This is a genomic window from Stenotrophomonas maltophilia (genome assembly GCF_013464915.1).
GTDB classification, from domain to species: Bacteria; Pseudomonadota; Gammaproteobacteria; order Xanthomonadales; family Xanthomonadaceae; genus Stenotrophomonas; species Stenotrophomonas maltophilia_AT.
The window spans coordinates 1-16,200 of record NZ_RAVT01000069.1 but is presented as its reverse complement, the minus strand read 5'-3'; the positions used below and the strand labels follow the sequence as shown (position 1 = coordinate 16,200).

The window sequence follows — 16,200 nt, the reverse complement described above, 5'->3', positions numbered from 1 at the left end:
AGGCATCGCCAGAATGCCGGCCWGCGGCCGGCACTACCAGAAGGCAGGACCACCTGTGGTGCCGGCCCTGGCCGGCACCAGAACCTCAGCGCTTCAGCTGCGCCAGGATCTCGCGGGTCATCGGATCGGCCACCGCTACATCCTCGCCCTGCAGCGCCGGCAGCAGGCCACTGGCCAGCTGCTTGCCCAGTTCAACACCGAACTGGTCGAAGGCGTTGATGTTCCAGATCACCGACTGCACGTACACGGCGTGTTCGTACATGGCGATCAGCGCACCCAGCGCCTGCGGGGTCAGCGCGTCGAGCAGGATCAGCGTGCTCGGGCGGCCACCCGGGTAATCACGGTGCGGATCATCGCTGCTCTGGCCATTGGCCAGCGCCTCGGTCTGTGCCAGCAGGTTGGCCAGCAGCGCCTGGTGATTGATCGTGTAGGGATCATCGTTGTGCACGCAGCCGATGAAATCGGCCGGAACGATGCTGGTGCCCTGGTGCAGTGCCTGGAAGAAGCTGTGCTGCACGTCGGTGCCCGCCCCGCCCCACCACACCGGCACGGTATCGGTGGTGACCGGCTGGCCATCACGTTGCACGCGCTTGCCCAGGCTTTCCATCACCAGCTGCTGCAGGTAGGCCGGCAGCAGCGCCAGGCGCTGGTCGTAGGTCATCACCGCATGCGTGGCAAAGCCCAGCAGGTTGCGGTTCCAGATGTCGGTCAGGCCGTGCAGCACCGGCAGGTTGCGCTCCAGCGGCGCATCCAGTGCATGCGCATCCATCTGCGCGGCACCTTCCAGCAGCTGCTCGAAACGCTCGAAACCGATGGCCAGCGCAATCGGGAATCCAACCGCCGACCACAGCGAATAGCGGCCGCCGACCCAATCCCACATCGGCAGCACGCGATCGGCGGCGATGGCAAAGGCCTTGGCGGCACGTTCCGGATTGGCGCTGACCGCGTACAGGCGCTCGCTGCCACCCAGCCAGTCGTGCAGGATCTGGCCGTTGAGCAGCGTTTCCTGGGTGCCGAAGGTCTTGGAGATCAGGATGCCGGCGGTCCTGGCCGGATCCAGCGTAGCCAGCGTGCGCTGCATGGCGGCGCCGTCCACGTTCGACACGAAATGCACGCGCAGGCGCGCACCGCTGACCGGGCGCAGCGCATCGGCGACCAGGCGCGGACCGAGATCGGAACCGCCGATGCCGACGCTGACCACGTCGGTGACGCCACTGTCTTCCAGCGCGCGCACCAGCACGCCCATGCGCTGGCGGATTTCGCGCGCGGTGGCATAGGCCTCGGCCGCCACCGGCGCATCGACCACGTCGCCACGCAGCGCGGTGTGCAGCGCGGCGCGGCCTTCGGTCAGGTTGACCTGCTCACCACGGAACAGGCGCGTGATGGCACCGCCGACATCACGCTCGGCAGCCAGCGCCAACAGCGCCTGCAACGCCGCGGCATCGTACTTCTGCCGGGCGAAATTGACATACAACGGACCGACCCGCAGCGCCAGGTCCTGCACGCGGCCGGGTTCGGCGGCGAGGAGGCTGGGGATGCTTGCGCCCTTCAGGCGCTGGGCGTGGGAATGCAGCGAGTCGAATCCGTTGTTCGTTGTCATGCGGCCTGGGTCGGGATCGTGTCGTTGGTGTGGGTGATCTGGTTGTTGCCATCAACGTACACCAGCTTCGGCTTGAAGCTGTCGGCTTCCTGCTCGGTCATGCTGGCGAACGCGGCAATGATGATGATGTCACCGACCTGCACGTGGCGCGCAGCGCCACCGTTGAGCGAGACAACGCCGCTGCCGGCTTCGGCGCGGATGGCATAGGTCGAGAAGCGCGCACCGTTGGTCACGTCCCAGATGTGCACCTGCTCGAACTCGCGGATGCCGGTGGCAGCCAGCAGGTTGTCATCGATGGCGATGGAGCCTTCGTAGTTCAGCTCGGAATGGGTGACGGTGGCGCGGTGGATCTTGGTCTTGAGCAGGGACAGGTGCATGGGGGCGCTGCAACGGCAAAGGAAAGAGCGGATTCTAGCACCCGCTTGGCCATCGTCAGGGGTCTGCGGCAGGACGCTGAAGGCCGTTCAGGCGCCCTGGCCCGGCGGCGTTGCCCGGGCACGCCCGAAGGCGCCCTCCAGAGAGAGGCGGAACGCGGCGTGGAAGGCCAGCCCTGCGACCAGGCCGAAGCCACCCGCGGCCAGCACCGTCAAGGCGTAGCGGATCACGTCGAAGGTGTCGACATAGCGCAGGCGGTGCAGCAGGGGGCCCTGGGTTTCACCCGGCCAGGCGCAGGTGGCCATCGCCAGCGCCCCCAGCCCGAAGCCGACCAGCAGGAAACCGATCCGGCGCAGGCGTCGCTGAGACTGCTGGATCAACGCCATCGGCAGCAACACCGCGATCGCGTTGCAGGCCGCCAGCACGAACATCAGCCCCCCGCCGGTGAGCGCAGGTACCGGCGTGCGCGTGAACTCGAGTGCGAACAACAGGCCGCCGAACAGCTGGGCCGGCAACATGCCTGCCGCCAGCACCGCCAGGATCGAGGCCTGGGCGAGGCGACCCGCCTCAGTGTTCGGTTCTTTCATTTCCAGTCTCCCGTCCGTGGGATGGCGAGAGGCGCCCCGTGGGGGCGCCCGGGAGCCAGGTGCGGCTCAGAATTCCAGGTTGTCGATCAGACGTGTCGTGCCCAGGCGCGCGGCGATCAGCGCCACGCGGCCGCCGCCGTCGAAGGTCGGTTCGGCCAGCTCAGGGGTGCGCAGCACCGCGTAATCGACCTGGAAACCGGCCGCCTGCAATGCCGCCGTGGCGTCGGCCTCGATGCGATCACGTGCCTGCCCGGCCACGTAGCCTTCGCGCATGCCCAGCAGCGTGCGGTGGATGGTCGTCGCGACCGGGCGCTGTTCTGCGCTGAGGTACTGGTTGCGGGAACTCTTGGCCAGGCCGTCCTCGTCGCGCACGATCTCGGCGCCGACGATCTGGATCGGGAACGACAGCTCGGCCACCATCTGCCTGATCACGGCCAACTGCTGATAGTCCTTGCGGCCGAACACGGCGACATCCGGCTGCACCTGCAGGAACAGGCGCGCCACCACCGTGCACACACCGTCGAAATGGCCTGGGCGGCTGGCGCCTTCAAGCACTTCACTGACACCTGGCGCGTGCATGCGCGTGGTCTTGTCCACGCCCAGCGGGTACATGGCCTCGACGCTGGGCAGCCACACCGCGTCGCAGCCAACCTGCTCCAGCCCGGCCACGTCGGCCTCGGGCGTGCGCGGGTAGCGGCTGAAGTCTTCGTTCGGCCCGAACTGGGTGGGGTTGACGAAGATGCTCGCCACCACCCTGTCGGCGTATTGGCGGGCCAGGGTCACCAGCGAATGGTGGCCACCGTGCAGGTTGCCCATGGTCGGCACCAGCGCCACGCGCAGGCCCTCGCGCTTCCACTGGGCGATCTGCTCGCGCAGCGCGCCGAGTTCATTGAAGGTCTGGATCATTGGGCGTAGGCGTGCTGTTCGTCGGGGAAGCTGCCGTCGCGCACGGCGTCGGCATAGGCGCGGGTGGCACCGGCCACCGAGCCGCCTTCGGCAAGGAAATCCTTGACGAACTTGGGGCGGCGATGGCCACTGTCCAGGCCGAGGAAATCGTGCAGCACCAGCACCTGGCCATCGCACTGCGGGCCGGCACCGATGCCGATGGTCGGCACATCCACCGCCGCGGTCACTTCCGCGGCGACCGGGGTCGGCACGCATTCGAGCACCATGATGCTGGCGCCGGCAGCGGCCACCGCCCTGGCATCTTCCACCAGCTGGCGCGCGGCATCGCCACGGCCCTGGATCTTGAAGCCGCCCAGGCGCAATACCGACTGCGGGGTCAGGCCGAGATGGGCGCAGACCGGAATCTCGCGCTCGACCAGGTAGCGGATGATGTCGACCTTGAAGCCGGCACCTTCGATCTTGACCATCTCGGCACCGGCCTGCAGCAGCTGCAGCGAGGCATCCAGCGCGCGTTCCGGGGTGGCATCGGCACCGAACGGCAGGTCGGCCACCAGCAGCGCACGCTGCAGCACGCGGGCCACGGCGCGGGTGTGGTAGACCATGTCGGCCACGGTCACCGGCAGGGTCGAATCATGCCCCTGCACGACCATGCCCAGCGAATCGCCGATCAGGATCAGGTCGATGCCATTGGCATCGAAGGTGCGGGCGAAGCCAGCGTCGTAGGCGGTCAACATGACCAGCTTCTGACCATTGCGCTTGGCCTCGGCCAGGGCGGGAACGGTCCAGGGCTTGCTGTCTGCGTGGGTGCTCATGTGCTGATAACCGGGGGAGATAACCCGGGCATTATCACCCTATCGGCGCGATCCCGCAGGCATCCACCCGCATCACTGCATCCCGCACGCGGCCATGGCCGGGAATGGCCAGATCCGGCGCGATCTCGGCCAGCGGCACCAACACGAAGGCACGCGCGTGCATGTACGGGTGCGGCACCTGCAGGCCGGGCTGGTCAAGCACCTGCGCACCATACAGCAGCAGGTCCAGGTCCAGCGCGCGCGGCCCCCAGTGCACCGCCGCATCACGCACGCGACCAAAGCGCTGCTCCAGCACCAGCATCGCCTGCAGCAGACCATCAGCCGCCAGTGACGTTTCGACCGCGACCACCGCGTTGACGAACGGTGGCTGGTCTTCATTGCCCCAGGCCGGCGTTGCATACAGGCGCGAGGCCTGCAGCACACGGGTCCCGGGCAGGCCGTCCAGCGCGGTGATCGCCGCGCCGACAGTCGTGGCCGCATCGCCGAGGTTGGCGCCGAGGCCGATCCACGCAGGCGTCATGGCTTATTCGCCAGCCGCACCGGCCGAGGCACCCGGACGGCGGCGGCGACGGCGGCGCTTGCGCGGCGCCCCGTTCTCGTCATCACCCTCTTCGCTGTGCATCGCATCCAGCGACGATTCCAGCTCGCGGCCGGACTGGGCCTGCGCCTCACGCCAGAATTCAACATCGGCAGCGTGCTCGGCCGACGCCACCTGGCGCAGGCTGAGGAAGTCGAACGCGGCGCGGAAGCGCGGGTGGGTGAGCGTACGGAACACGCGCTTGCGCTGGCGCGAGCCGAAGCGCGACTGCAGCAGCCAGATTTCCTGCATCGGCAGCGAGAAGCGGCGCGGCAATGCGATGGTGCTCAGCTGCTGCACGGTCACGCGGTCGGCAGCACGACGCTGTGCCTCCTCCGGCGCCACGCCCTGCTTGAGCAGGGTCGCCTGCGCGCGGCAGAACGCCGGCCACAGCAGCAGCGCGAACAGGAACGCCGGCGAGACCGGCTCGTCGTTGGCCACGCGTGCATCGGTGTTGGCCAGGCCCTCGACCAGCATGCGGCGCAGCGCGCCGGTGCGGTTGGACTTCAGCGCCTTGGCGCTTTCCGGGAACAGTACGTCGAGCAGACCGTAACGCTCCAGGCCTTCGAAGCTGGCCACGCCGTGCCCGGACAGGAACAGCTTCAGCACTTCCTCGAACAGGCGTGCCGGTGCGGCTTCGTTGAGCAGGCCGGCCAGCTGCGGGATCGGCGCGGCGGTGCCCTCTTCGATCTGGAAGCCGAGCTTGGCCGCCAGGCGCACGGCGCGCAGCATGCGCACCGGATCTTCCTGGTAGCGCTGCACCGGGTCGCCGATGAGTTTCATCAGGCGCGCCTGCACGTCTTCGAAGCCGCCGGTGTAGTCACGCACCGAGAAGTCCTCGATGGCGTAGTACAGGGCATTGCAGGTGAAGTCGCGGCGGACGGCATCGTCTTCGATGGTGCCGTACACGTTGTCGCGCACGAGCATGCCGTTTTCCATCTCGCGGTCGCCGCTGCCGTCATCGCTGTTGGCGCGGAAGGTGGCGACTTCGATGATCTCGCGGCCGAACACAACGTGGGCGAGGCGGAAGCGGCGGCCGATCAGGCGGCAGTTGCGGAACAGCTGCTTGACCTGTTCGGGCGTGGCGTCGGTGGCCACGTCGAAATCCTTGGGTTGGCCATTGACCAGCAGGTCGCGCACCGCGCCGCCGACAAGGTAGGCGCCGAAGCCGGCATCGCGCAGGCGATAAAGCACGCGCAGGGCGTTCGGGCTGATGTCCTTGCGGGAGATCGTGTGCTGGTCGCGCGGGATGACGCGCAGGCTGAACGGTGATGTAGCAGAGGAAATGATGTTGGCGCTTCCGGTTGAAGTTTCGGGATTGCCCAATGGCATCGAGGTGCATATACTAGCGCTCCTGCCTCGGCAGCGACACAGTTACGCTCCCTTCGTCTAGTGGTTAGGACGTGGCCCTCTCAAGGCTAAAACAGGGGTTCGAGTCCCCTAGGGAGCGCCAGTCGCCGCAGCAGGAACCGAAAAAGCCCGCCTCGTGCGGGCTTTTCTGTTTTCCGGGGCTTGCAATGGCATCGATCGGCCTGGTCGCAGTAGCGCCTCCCTGTTCCTGCGTGGGAGGGGGCGGGTCACCCTTGCCTGGACACGCAAAAGCCCATCCATGGTGCTCGATGGCGCCATCCATGGCGCCAACGGTCCAGTCAAGGGTGACCCACCCCCTCCTGACAGTTTCCCGCGACGGCGGTCGCAACCACCCAGTCGACGCGCTTCGGAAAATCCGCCGGAACCGCAATGCCTGACGCGAAGGCGGGGCAGCTCAAGCCGGGACCGTTGGCGCCATGGATGGCGCCATCGAGCCCCCATGGAAGGGTTTACGGCGTGTCCCGGATTGGGCTGCCCCGCCTTCGCCCTCGTTGCCACTGAGGCGCCAACGGAACGCAACCGAAGCCAGTCGCCGTCAGCCTTCCATCTGCTCCAGCTCCTTGCCCTTGGTCTCGCGCACATGGCGGACGACGAAGAAGATCGAGAGGATCGCTGCGACCGTATAGATCCCGTAGGCCCCGGCCAGGCCGATGCCGGCCAGCAGCATCGGGAAGGTCACGGTGATCGCGAAGTTCGAGGTCCACTGCGCCGCACCGGCAACGGCCAGCGCCGGGCCGCGGATCTGGTTGGGGAACATCTCGCCCAGCATCACCCACATCACCGGGCCCCAGGACATGTTGAAGAACACCACGTAGACATTGGCCGCGACCAGCGCCAGCCGGCCCATGCCGTCGGACAGCTGCAGGCGACCGTCGGCCAGGCTGCCGCTGGCGAACGCCACCACCATCAGCACCAGCGCGACCGACATGCCAACCGAGCCGATCCACAGCAGCGGCTTGCGCCCGATGCGGTCGATCAACAGCACCGTCAGCAGGCAGGCGCCGATGCTCAATGCACCGGACAGCACATTGATCAGCAGCGCGTCGCTTTCCGAGAAGCCGACCGCCTGCCACAGCACTGCGCCGTAGTAGAACACCACGTTGATGCCGACCAGCTGCTGGAACATCGCCAGGCCGATACCGACCCAGAGGATCGGGCGCAGCTTGCCGGTGACCCTGTCGCGCAGGTCGGCGAAGCGTGGCTTGTGCTGGTCCTGGGCCAGGCTGGCCTCGATCTCGGCAAGCTTGGTCGCGGCGGTGCGCTCACCATACAGGCGCGACAGCACCGCCCTCGCCTGCTGCAGGCGCCCCTTCACGACCAGGAAGCGCGGGCTTTCGGGGATCACCAGCAACAGCAGCAGGAACAGCCCCGAGGGCAGTGCCTGCATCCAGAACATCCAGCGCCAGGCCTCCTGGCCCAGCCACAACGGCTCGGTCGAGGCTCCAGCGGCACGGGCCAGCAGATAGTTGCTGAGGAACGCCGCGAACAGGCCGCAGATGATCGCCATCTGCTGCACGGTGGCCAGACGCCCGCGATAGCGCGCCGAGGCCACTTCGGCGATGTAGGCCGGCGACATCACGCTGGCCGCGCCCACCGCGAAGCCGCCGAGCACGCGTGCGGCGATGAACAGCCAGGAGGCGTGAGCGGCACCGGCGCCCAGCGCCGACACCAGGAACATCAGTGCCGACACGATCAGCACACCACGACGGCCCAGGCGATCCCCGAGCCAGCCGGCCAGGAAGGCACCAATCGCGCACCCCAGCAGCATCGAAGCGACTTCGAAACCGAGCGCCGCCTCGCTGGAGTTGAAGGCCTGGCGAAGGCCATCGACCGTGCCATTGATGACACCACTGTCGAAGCCGAACAGGAATCCACCGAGGGTGGCCACGCAGCTGATCAGGACGATGAATGCAGTGTTCTCACCGCCGTGGGGCGCGGTGCCGGGCTGGGCTTGGGACATGGACGATCCTGCTGGGAAGGGAATCCGGCCACGAGGGGTGACCGATCGCCCCGCAGCGTCGCACAGGCCCTGCCCTGCCGCCAATGACCGCCACGGCCGCGCCTGCCAGACGCCCGATTTCCACCCTGCGCCGACACCGGGGGCCAACCTGTTCTAGAATTGTCGGGTTCAGGAATCGATCCACCCCCAGCCCATGCCCTTTGTCGTCACCGAAAACTGCATCAAGTGCAAACACACCGATTGCGTGGAAGTGTGCCCCGTGGATTGCTTCCACGAAGGCCCGAACTTCCTGGTGATCGACCCGGATGAGTGCATCGACTGCACCCTCTGCGAGCCGGAGTGCCCGGTCAATGCGATCTTCCCGGAGGACGATGTCCCCGCCGGCCAGGAGGGCTTCGTCGCCCTCAATGCCGAACTGGCGAAGGAATGGCCGGTGCTGACCGTGCGCAAGGATCCGCCCGCCGACGCCGGCGAATGGGATGGCAAGCCGGACAAGCTGAAGCTGCTGGAGCGCTGAAAAGCGCCCGCTGCGACAACGAAAAAGGGCGCCCATGGGCGCCCTTTTTCGTTGCTCGGCAGATACCAACCGCGCGATCCGGTAGGTGCCAACCGCAAGATCCGGCAGGTGCCAACCTTGGTTGGCACAGAAGCGCCGACCAAGGCCGGCCTCTACCAGAGGCAGCCCTTACTGGGCCAGCTTCGCCTTCAGCGCGGCGATCAGCTTCACCGGCGCTTCGGCGGTGGCCGGCAGGCCACGCGGATCAACGGCGGAGATGTAGGCGCCAGCATCGACGGCGACCACACGGACCAGGAAGTTGCTGCCCTGGTAGGCCACGTCGTACGAGCCGAGCAGCTGGGCGCGGCTGGCGATGGTCACGCCCTCCACGCCTTCCAGCGCGGTACCGACCTTGGCGAAGGCTTCATCCTTGCCACCGGCAATGGTGAAACCGGTGTTGCCAACGGCCGGAGCCGCGGCCGCCGGTGCTGCCGGCTTGGTGGCCGAAACCAGCGCCGGCACCTTGTTGTCACCGGTAGTGGCCGGCAGGTTCAGGTCCGGCGGCACTTCCAGCGGGCGCATTTCCGGGGCCAGGGCGTAGTCGCCCTTGACGCCACGCTTGAAGCAACCGGTGGTGCCGGCCGCAACAGCTGCAGCAAGCAGGGCGTAGGACAGCACGCGGACAGTGGAAACGGATTGACGCATGTGAATCTCCTGGGTCAGACCAAGACGAAAGGTCAGTGGCTGGAAAGGGCTTCGAGGGCGGCGATGTCGCCGGCAAGATGGTCGGCGGCCGCATGGTGCGGTGCCGACAGCGGCAGCAGCGGCAGGCGCAGGTCGTGGCCGATGCCGATGCGGCGCAGCAGCGCCTTGACCGGAATCGGGTTCGGCTCGACACCGCAGAAGTCATGGAACGGCTGCAGGCGCGCGTCCCAGGACCCGGTGGCTTCATGGTCGTGGGCGGCGGCCAGCTCGCACATCCGGCGGTAGGCGCCCGGAAGCACGTTGGAACCGACCGAGATCAAACCATCGACGCCGGCCTGGATCGACCGTGCCGCCGTGCCGTCGTCGCCGCTGAGCACGGCGAACTGCGGGCTGCGCAGGGCCAGCAGCGCCTGCACCCGGCCGGTGTCGCCCACCGCCTCCTTGATGCCGACGATGTTGGGATGGCTGGCCAGTTCGGCCACGGTCTCCGGCTGCATGTCGCAACCGGTACGGCCGGGCACGTTGTACAGCACGACCGGCAGCCCCCCCTGGTCGGCAACTGCGCGGTAGTGGGCGATCAGGCCGGCCTGGGTCGGCCGCACGTACGGCGGGGTGACCACCAGCGCGTGGCTGGCACCGAGCGCAGCGGCGCGGCGGGTCTGTTCAATGGTCTTGGCGGTGCCCGACAGGCCGGTACCGGCCATGACCGGGATGCGGCCGCCGATGCGCTCGACCGCACTGGCCAGCAGCAGGTCGTACTCGGCATCGGTGAGGGTTGCCGCTTCGCCGGTCGAGCCGGCAACGACAACGCCGTGGACGCGACCTTCCAGTTGCAGGTGCAGCAGGCGCTGCCAACCGTCGGGATCGAGGGCGCCGTCGGCCCGGAACGGGGTCGCCAGCGCGGTGATGAGGCCGGAAAGGGACAAGGACGTGCTGCTCTTGGCTGGAAAGGGAAAACGCCCGCCACGAAAGGCCGGGGGCGACCTGAATGTTACTTGCGGCGCGAAAGCACGGGCAAGTATGCTGGACACCGGTGGATCCCCGCCTCTGGCGGGCATTCAGACTAACGCATGCATTACCCGGAATCGCCTTGACCGACACCACCCCGCGCCCCGCGCCGAGCGAAAACCACCTCCTGATCAACGCCTATACGACGCATCCGGAGTCCCCCCTGCTGTCCGTCACCCGCCGCATCGCCGACAGCGGCTGCAATCTGGTGGACGCACGCCTGGCCACGGTCGGTCGCGATGTCTCGGTCACCGCCCTGGCCACCGGCTCGTGGGACTCGGTGGCCAAGCTGGAGGCGATGCTGACCCGGCTCGAGCGCGAGGAAGGCCTGAAGCTGGTCTGGTACCGCACCGCCGCCAAGCAGGCGCAGTCCAACCTGCTGCCGTACATCGTCGAGGTGATCGCCGCCGACAAGCCGGGCATCCTGTTCCAGCTGGCCGATTTCTTCGACCGCCAGGGCATCACCATCGAGAACCTGCAGAGCACGCGCTACCGCGCCATGCAGACCGGTGCGGAGATGTTCAGCGCGCAGGTCACCATCGGCGTGCCGGCGAACATGCACATCGCTGCGCTGCGCGACGATTTCCTCGAGTTCTGCGACCACCTGAACCTGGACGCGATCATGGACCCGATGAAATTCTGATCGGAAGTGCGGATTTTTCGCGCGCCTCTCACGGGCGCGTGGCGTTTCATGCAATTGTCGTAGAAACAACCCAGGCTCGACAGAAGGACCTCATGAACAACGGCGATACCCTGGACAGCACTACCCTCTCCCTGCCGCTGGCACTGTCCGGTGGCGACCAGGCCACCCTCGGCGACTATGCCGGCCAGTGGCTGGTGCTGTACTTCTACCCCAAGGACAGCACTCCCGGCTGCACCACCGAAGGCCTCGACTTCAACGCGCTGCTGCCGAAGTTCAAGAAGGCCGGTGCGGTCGTGCTCGGTGTCTCGCGCGACTCGGTGAAGTCGCACGACAACTTCTGTGCCAGGCAGGGCTTCAGCTTCCCGCTGGTCAGCGATGGCGACGAAGCGCTGTGCACCGCCTTCGACGTGATCAAGATGAAGAACATGTACGGCAAGCAGGTACGTGGCATCGAGCGCAGCACCTTCCTGATTTCCCCCGACAGCCGCATCGTGCAGTCCTGGCGCAAGGTCAAGGTTGCCGGCCATGCCGATGCCGTTCTCGCCGAACTGAAGGCCTCCCAGTCCAAGTGAGTCCCACTGCCTACTGTGTCTGCCATCACCCTGCCCCGCAGCAGGCCGTGGTGGTTTTTCCCTGTCCGTAACCAGGAATCGACGATGACCCGAGGCAAGCGCATCTACGTGCTGGATACCAACGTGCTGATGCACGATCCCACCGCGCTGTTCAAATTCGAGGAGCACGACGTCTACCTGCCCATGCAGGTGATCGAGGAGCTGGACAACGGCAAGAAGGGCACCTCCGAAGCGAGCCGCAACGCCCGCCAGGTAAGCCGCTTCCTCAACGAACTGGTGCAGGCATCGGGCCTGGACAACCTGGCTGACGGCATTCCGCTGCAGCGGCCCAATGGCCTGCAGCTGCGCGGCAAGCAGAGCGCGGGCAAGCTGCGCTTCCAGACCAGCCATTTCGATGCCGGCAAGAGCTTCGGCAAGGTCATTCCGGACAACGCCATCCTCGGCGCGATCCTGGCCCTGAAGGAAGAGACACCGGACCTGCCGGTGGTGTTCGTTTCCAAGGACATCAACCTGCGGATCAAGGCCGCCATCGCCGGCATCGTGTCCGAGGACTACGAGAACGACCGCGCGCTGGACGATTTCAGCCTGCTCTACACCGGTGCCACCGAGCTGCCGGAAGACTTCTGGAAGCGCCACGGCGACGACCTGCGCAGCTGGAGCGACAAGGGCCGTACCCATTACGAAATCCTCGCGCAGGACGGCGAGGAGTGGTATCCGAACCAGTACGTCTACCTGCCCGGCGAAGATGAAGTCGAACTGCGCGTCAGCCGCGTGGTCGGCGACGGCAAGGTGGTGCTGTCGCTGGTCGATGATTTCCGCCACGGCAGCCACGCCGTGTGGGGCATCAGCGCGCGCAACCGCGAGCAGAACTTCGCGCTCAACGCACTGATGGACCCGGAGATCGACTTCGTCACCCTGCTGGGTACCGCCGGTACCGGCAAGACCCTGCTGGCGCTGGCCGCCGGCCTGGCGCAGACGATGGACCAGCAGCGCTACCGCGAGATCATCATGACCCGCGCCACGGTCAGCGTCGGCGAGGACATCGGTTTCCTGCCGGGCACCGAAGAAGAGAAGATGACGCCGTGGATGGGCGCGCTGACCGACAACCTGGAAGTGCTCACGCACAACCAGGAAGGCGGCACCTGGGGCCGCCAGGCCACCAACGACCTGCTCGCCAGCCGCATCAAGATCCGCTCGATGAACTTCATGCGCGGCCGCACGTTCCTGTCGCGCTACCTGATCCTGGACGAGGCGCAGAACCTCACCCCGAAGCAGATGAAGACGCTGATCACCCGTGCCGGCCCCGGCACCAAGATCGTCTGCCTGGGCAACGTCGAGCAGATCGACACCCCGTACCTGACCGAAACCACTTCGGGCCTGACCTACGCGGTGGATCGCTTCAAGAACTGGCCGCATAGTGCACACATCACCCTGCGCCGTGGCGAGCGCTCCCGCCTGGCCGATTACGCTTCGGAGGTGTTGTGAACCGCTGCACCCGCCTGCTGCTGCCCACGGCTGCGATCACCCTCGCAGCCGTGCTCGGCGCCTGCACCACTACGCGCGGCCCGGCCAGCGTGCCGACCGCCGAGCGCACCGGCCAGTCCTGGGTGGTCACCCGCCCGATCATCGCCGCGCAGGTGCTCGACACCTGCTCGCGGCCCAGCCCCGGCCGCGAGGCCGGGCGGGTCAGCGGTTACTGGGCACCCAGCCGGCAGCAGATCGACCAGCTGGAAGCGCAGCTGTCATCGCTTGAGGCACAGGTGCCGAAGGTGCTGGACTTCGACCGCCAGTACGTCGGCATCGAAACTACCGGCAAGCGGCTGATCTACATCAACGCCTTCCCGCACGACGACAGCGGCGTGAATCCCGCACGGGAAGCGATCCGCGCCTGCGATGGTGGTGCACAGTTCTGGGGCGCAGTGTTCGATCCAGCCAGCAACACCTTCAGCGAGCTGCAGTTCAACGGCGGCTTCGGCGGGCCCTGAGGGGCCTCGCCGATGGGAATACGCCTGCCCACCTGGGTCTGGATCGGCGCGGTCGCGCTCTCGTGCGTGGCCGGCATGGTCAACGTGGTCGGCTTCCTCGGTTTCGAGCACCAGGCGGTCAGCCACATGACCGGCAGTACCAGCCAGCTCGGCATGGCACTGGCCCAGGGGGACTGGCGCGCCGTGGGGCACCTGTGGGGGCTGCTGATCGCGTTCTCGCTGGGCGCGATGCTCAGCGGCCTGTTGATCCAGGACAGCGCCCTGCAACTGGGCCGGCGCTATGGCGTGGCACTGGCGCTGGAATCGGCGCTGCTGCTGATCGCCATTCCGCTCTTTGAACAACACCAGATCTGGGGCGCTCTGGCCGCCGCCATGGCCTGCGGCCTGCAGAACGCGATGGCCACCACCTTCAGCGGCGCGGTGGTGCGCACCACCCACCTCAGCGGCATGTTCACCGACCTGGGCATCGGCCTGGGTCACCTGCTGCGCGGGTTGCCGCTGCAGGTACGTCGCCTGACCCTCAGCGGCCTGATCATCAGCGGCTTCCTTGCCGGAGGCATCATCGGCGCCTGGCTGTTCATGCGCTGGCAATACGACGCCCTGCTCGCCCCTGCCCTGCTGACCGGCCTGACCGGGCTGGGCTATGTGCTTTACCAGCAATGGGCACGTTGGCGGCGTTGAGGGCCACGCTCCAGAGGTCAGATCCCTTTTCCGCGGGAAAAGGGATCTGACCCCATCTCCCGAGGACATCCACGCATGGCCTGGATCTACCGTCCCCTGCGGGACCACGGCACAATCGCCTGATGAGCCCGACAACTCCCGTTTCCGCCCTCACCATCGCCGGCTCCGACTCCGGCGGCGGCGCCGGCATCCAGGCCGACCTGAAGGCCTTCGCCGCGCATCGCGTGCACGGCCTTTCGGCGATCGCCGCGCTGACCGCACAGAACACCCGCGGCGTGACCGCCGTGCATGTGCCACCGATCGACTTCCTGCGTGCACAGCTTGAAGCCTGCTTCGACGACTTCGACATCCACGCGGTGAAGCTCGGCATGCTGGCCAACGCCGAAGTGATCAATGCCGTCGCCGACGCACTGGAGAAGCATCGTCCGCCCCACGTGGTGCTGGACCCGGTAATGGTCGCCACCAGCGGCGCACGCCTGCTGGAAGACAGCGCATTGCAGGCCATGCGTGAGCGCCTGATCCCGCTGGCCACGCTGATCACCCCCAATACGCCGGAAGCAGAACTGCTGGTCGGCCGGAAGATCATCAATGGCGAAGACGCCGAGCAGGCCGCCTCAGCCCTGCTCGACCTCGGTGCTGGCGCAGTGCTGCTCAAGGGCGGCCACCTGCTGGAAGGCAATCGCGTGATCGACCGCTATTTCGACGGCGTCAGCAGCGAAGAATTCATCCATGCGCGCCTGCCACTGGACGCGCACGGTACCGGCTGCACGTTGGCTTCGGCCATTGCCGCGCAGCTGTGCAACGGCCTGAGCCTGGCCAATGCCTGCGAAGCCGGCATCGACTACGTTGCACGTGGGCTGCAGCAAGGCTATGCGCCGGGCCGCAGCGAAGTACTGGTGCTCGACCATTTCGGCGCGGCACCGCACGCATGAGCCTGACGCCGCGCATCCTCGCCGTGCAGTGCAACGACGGCCATCGCTACGAAGTGATCACCTGCGTGCCCGCACAGCCCATCGCGCGCCTGCTGTGGCTGCCCGCGCTGGGCGTGGCTGCGCGCCACTATCTGCCGCTGGCGCAGGCGCTGGCAGCGAAGGGCGTGGCGGTCTACCTGCATGAGTGGCGCGGCAACGGCAGCAGCTCGCTGCGGCCATCGCGCACGCAGGACTGGGGCTATCGGGAAGTACTCGAGCAGGATCTACCGGCCAGCCAAGCGGTCCTTGTCGCAGCGGACAACGAGGCGGGCACCCTGCCCTGGATCATCGGCGGCCACAGCCTTGGCGGGCAGCTGGCCTGCGTGCATGCTGGACGCAATCCACAGCACTTCAAGCGGCTGTGGCTGGCGGCCAGCGGCTCACCGTTCTGGCGCAGTTTCCCGCCACCACGCGGCTGGCTGCTGCCGCTGGTCTACCGCTTCCTGCCGTGGATCGCGCAACGCCAGGGCGTGCTGCATGGCCGTCGCCTTGGCTTCGGCGGCACCGAGGCGCGCGGCCTGATCGCCGACTGGGCGCGCGTGGGCCTGAACAACCAGTACGCCGCGGTCGGCATGGATGAGGACCTGGATGCGCAGATGGCGCGCGTGCATGGCAGCGCGCAGGCGGTACTGATGGAACATGACTGGCTGGCACCGACCGGATCGATGCAGACGTTGCTGGCGAAACTGCCGAATGTGGTCGCGCAGCTGCGCGTGCTGTCCGCGCAGGAACTGGGTACGCACGCCGATCACTTCGCCTGGCTGAAGGCCCCGGACGCCGTTGCTGACAGCTTTTTCATTCAGTTGGATGAAAATTTTCACAAAACTGTTGACGGTGCGCGCCGACATCCGCATAATTCCGCTCCTGTCGCAGGGCGCCCGTAGCTCAGTTGGATAGAGTACCTGGCTACGAACCAGGCGGTCGGGAGTTCGAATCTCTCCGGGCGCACCA

The 16,200-nt window shown here is 67.0% G+C and carries 18 protein-coding genes and 2 tRNA genes; 10 read left to right on the top strand and 10 right to left on the bottom strand.

From position 1 onward, the window contains the following. Positions 1 to 85: 85 nt before the first annotated feature. The 7 genes from pgi to pcnB form a co-directional block, all read right to left on the bottom strand. Positions 86 to 1,600, bottom strand: coding sequence for a glucose-6-phosphate isomerase (pgi, locus tag D7T59_RS20145; protein WP_180852722.1), 1,515 nt, complete (start codon positions 1,598 to 1,600; stop codon positions 86 to 88). After that, on the bottom strand, positions 1,597 to 1,977 hold the full coding sequence (gene panD / locus D7T59_RS20140; RefSeq protein WP_006432456.1) for an aspartate 1-decarboxylase: 381 nt from the start codon (positions 1,975 to 1,977) through the stop codon (positions 1,597 to 1,599). Before panD ends, pgi begins: the two co-directional genes overlap by 4 nt. Before the next feature lie 87 nt (positions 1,978 to 2,064). Continuing rightward, entirely contained in the window at positions 2,065 to 2,562 is a 498-nt protein-coding gene (locus D7T59_RS20135; RefSeq protein WP_180852721.1) for a hypothetical protein, read from the bottom strand. 66 nt (positions 2,563 to 2,628) lie between these two features. Continuing rightward, positions 2,629 to 3,468: a pantoate--beta-alanine ligase gene (gene panC / locus D7T59_RS20130; RefSeq protein ID WP_180852720.1), complete on the bottom strand. Its 840-nt coding sequence runs from the start codon at positions 3,466 to 3,468 to the stop codon at positions 2,629 to 2,631. Beyond that, positions 3,465 to 4,280 carry a 3-methyl-2-oxobutanoate hydroxymethyltransferase gene (gene panB / locus D7T59_RS20125; protein WP_049423510.1) on the bottom strand — a complete coding sequence of 272 codons (816 nt, stop codon included), beginning with the start codon at positions 4,278 to 4,280 and terminating at the stop codon, positions 3,465 to 3,467. The genes panC and panB overlap by 4 nt, the downstream gene beginning before the upstream one ends. Before the next feature lie 34 nt (positions 4,281 to 4,314). Further along, positions 4,315 to 4,800 (bottom strand): 2-amino-4-hydroxy-6-hydroxymethyldihydropteridine diphosphokinase, encoded by a 486-nt coding sequence (folK, locus tag D7T59_RS20120; protein WP_180852719.1) that lies wholly within the window; start codon positions 4,798 to 4,800, stop codon positions 4,315 to 4,317. Positions 4,801 to 4,803: 3 nt separating this feature from the next. Next, positions 4,804 to 6,183 carry a polynucleotide adenylyltransferase PcnB gene (gene pcnB, locus D7T59_RS20115; RefSeq protein WP_099472939.1) on the bottom strand — a complete coding sequence of 460 codons (1,380 nt, stop codon included), beginning with the start codon at positions 6,181 to 6,183 and terminating at the stop codon, positions 4,804 to 4,806. Positions 6,184 to 6,235: 52 nt separating this feature from the next. On the opposite strand from pcnB, the gene D7T59_RS20110 reads away from it, so the two are divergent. Further along, positions 6,236 to 6,310 (top strand) — tRNA-Glu (locus D7T59_RS20110). Between the two features lie 453 nt (positions 6,311 to 6,763). Here D7T59_RS20110 and D7T59_RS20105 read toward each other — a convergent pair. Then, positions 6,764 to 8,188: a sugar porter family MFS transporter gene (locus tag D7T59_RS20105; RefSeq protein WP_180852718.1), complete on the bottom strand. Its 1,425-nt coding sequence runs from the start codon at positions 8,186 to 8,188 to the stop codon at positions 6,764 to 6,766. A gap of 193 nt (positions 8,189 to 8,381) precedes the next feature. Between D7T59_RS20105 and fdxA the strand changes: the two genes are divergently transcribed. After that, positions 8,382 to 8,705 carry a ferredoxin FdxA gene (gene fdxA, locus D7T59_RS20100; RefSeq protein WP_005409054.1) on the top strand — a complete coding sequence of 108 codons (324 nt, stop codon included), beginning with the start codon at positions 8,382 to 8,384 and terminating at the stop codon, positions 8,703 to 8,705. A 168-nt stretch (positions 8,706 to 8,873) separates the two neighbouring features. Here fdxA and D7T59_RS20095 read toward each other — a convergent pair whose 3' ends face one another. Then, positions 8,874 to 9,389, bottom strand: coding sequence for a hypothetical protein (locus D7T59_RS20095; RefSeq protein WP_180852717.1), 516 nt, complete (start codon positions 9,387 to 9,389; stop codon positions 8,874 to 8,876). A gap of 32 nt (positions 9,390 to 9,421) precedes the next feature. Further along, positions 9,422 to 10,315, bottom strand: coding sequence for a 4-hydroxy-tetrahydrodipicolinate synthase (gene dapA / locus D7T59_RS20090; protein WP_111202489.1), 894 nt, complete (start codon positions 10,313 to 10,315; stop codon positions 9,422 to 9,424). 164 nt (positions 10,316 to 10,479) lie between these two features. On the opposite strand from dapA, the gene D7T59_RS20085 reads away from it, so the two are divergent. The 8 genes from D7T59_RS20085 (at position 10,480) to D7T59_RS20050 (ending at position 16,200) form a co-directional block, all read left to right on the top strand. Beyond that, complete coding sequence (locus D7T59_RS20085; protein WP_005409051.1) at positions 10,480 to 11,040, top strand: glycine cleavage system transcriptional repressor; 561 nt, start codon at positions 10,480 to 10,482, stop codon at positions 11,038 to 11,040. 92 nt (positions 11,041 to 11,132) lie between these two features. Further along, positions 11,133 to 11,612 carry a peroxiredoxin gene (locus tag D7T59_RS20080; RefSeq protein WP_164139466.1) on the top strand — a complete coding sequence of 160 codons (480 nt, stop codon included), beginning with the start codon at positions 11,133 to 11,135 and terminating at the stop codon, positions 11,610 to 11,612. An 84-nt stretch (positions 11,613 to 11,696) separates the two neighbouring features. Then, positions 11,697 to 13,097 carry a PhoH family protein gene (locus D7T59_RS20075; RefSeq protein ID WP_014036782.1) on the top strand — a complete coding sequence of 467 codons (1,401 nt, stop codon included), beginning with the start codon at positions 11,697 to 11,699 and terminating at the stop codon, positions 13,095 to 13,097. Then, the gene (locus tag D7T59_RS20070; RefSeq protein WP_164139464.1) at positions 13,094 to 13,597 is read left to right on the top strand and encodes a hypothetical protein; all 504 of its coding nucleotides are present in this window, start codon (positions 13,094 to 13,096) and stop codon (positions 13,595 to 13,597) included. The genes D7T59_RS20075 and D7T59_RS20070 overlap by 4 nt, the downstream gene beginning before the upstream one ends. 12 nt (positions 13,598 to 13,609) lie before the next feature. Beyond that, positions 13,610 to 14,278 (top strand): YoaK family protein, encoded by a 669-nt coding sequence (locus D7T59_RS20065; RefSeq protein WP_164139462.1) that lies wholly within the window; start codon positions 13,610 to 13,612, stop codon positions 14,276 to 14,278. A gap of 122 nt (positions 14,279 to 14,400) precedes the next feature. After that, entirely contained in the window at positions 14,401 to 15,210 is an 810-nt protein-coding gene (gene thiD, locus D7T59_RS20060; protein WP_180852716.1) for a bifunctional hydroxymethylpyrimidine kinase/phosphomethylpyrimidine kinase, read from the top strand. Continuing rightward, positions 15,207 to 16,133: an alpha/beta hydrolase family protein gene (locus tag D7T59_RS20055; protein ID WP_180852715.1), complete on the top strand. Its 927-nt coding sequence runs from the start codon at positions 15,207 to 15,209 to the stop codon at positions 16,131 to 16,133. Before thiD ends, D7T59_RS20055 begins: the two co-directional genes overlap by 4 nt. Beyond that, positions 16,124 to 16,200, top strand: a tRNA-Arg gene (locus tag D7T59_RS20050). The genes D7T59_RS20055 and D7T59_RS20050 overlap by 10 nt, the downstream gene beginning before the upstream one ends.

What these genes read in the sequence shown, in the direction of transcription:
- pgi (WP_180852722.1), bottom strand. Translation starts at nt 1,600, where the DNA reads ATGACAACGAACAACGGATTCGACTCGCTGCATTCCCACGCCCAGCGC.
- panD (WP_006432456.1), bottom strand. Translation starts at nt 1,977, where the DNA reads ATGCACCTGTCCCTGCTCAAGACCAAGATCCACCGCGCCACCGTCACC.
- D7T59_RS20135 (WP_180852721.1), bottom strand. Translation starts at nt 2,562, where the DNA reads ATGAAAGAACCGAACACTGAGGCGGGTCGCCTCGCCCAGGCCTCGATC.
- panC (WP_180852720.1), bottom strand. Translation starts at nt 3,468, where the DNA reads ATGATCCAGACCTTCAATGAACTCGGCGCGCTGCGCGAGCAGATCGCC.
- panB (WP_049423510.1), bottom strand. Translation starts at nt 4,280, where the DNA reads ATGAGCACCCACGCAGACAGCAAGCCCTGGACCGTTCCCGCCCTGGCC.
- folK (WP_180852719.1), bottom strand. Translation starts at nt 4,800, where the DNA reads ATGACGCCTGCGTGGATCGGCCTCGGCGCCAACCTCGGCGATGCGGCC.
- D7T59_RS20105 (WP_180852718.1), bottom strand. Translation starts at nt 8,188, where the DNA reads ATGTCCCAAGCCCAGCCCGGCACCGCGCCCCACGGCGGTGAGAACACT.
- fdxA (WP_005409054.1), top strand. Translation starts at nt 8,382, where the DNA reads ATGCCCTTTGTCGTCACCGAAAACTGCATCAAGTGCAAACACACCGAT.
- D7T59_RS20095 (WP_180852717.1), bottom strand. Translation starts at nt 9,389, where the DNA reads ATGCGTCAATCCGTTTCCACTGTCCGCGTGCTGTCCTACGCCCTGCTT.
- D7T59_RS20080 (WP_164139466.1), top strand. Translation starts at nt 11,133, where the DNA reads ATGAACAACGGCGATACCCTGGACAGCACTACCCTCTCCCTGCCGCTG.
- D7T59_RS20075 (WP_014036782.1), top strand. Translation starts at nt 11,697, where the DNA reads ATGACCCGAGGCAAGCGCATCTACGTGCTGGATACCAACGTGCTGATG.
- D7T59_RS20065 (WP_164139462.1), top strand. Translation starts at nt 13,610, where the DNA reads ATGGGAATACGCCTGCCCACCTGGGTCTGGATCGGCGCGGTCGCGCTC.
- thiD (WP_180852716.1), top strand. Translation starts at nt 14,401, where the DNA reads ATGAGCCCGACAACTCCCGTTTCCGCCCTCACCATCGCCGGCTCCGAC.
- D7T59_RS20055 (WP_180852715.1), top strand. Translation starts at nt 15,207, where the DNA reads ATGAGCCTGACGCCGCGCATCCTCGCCGTGCAGTGCAACGACGGCCAT.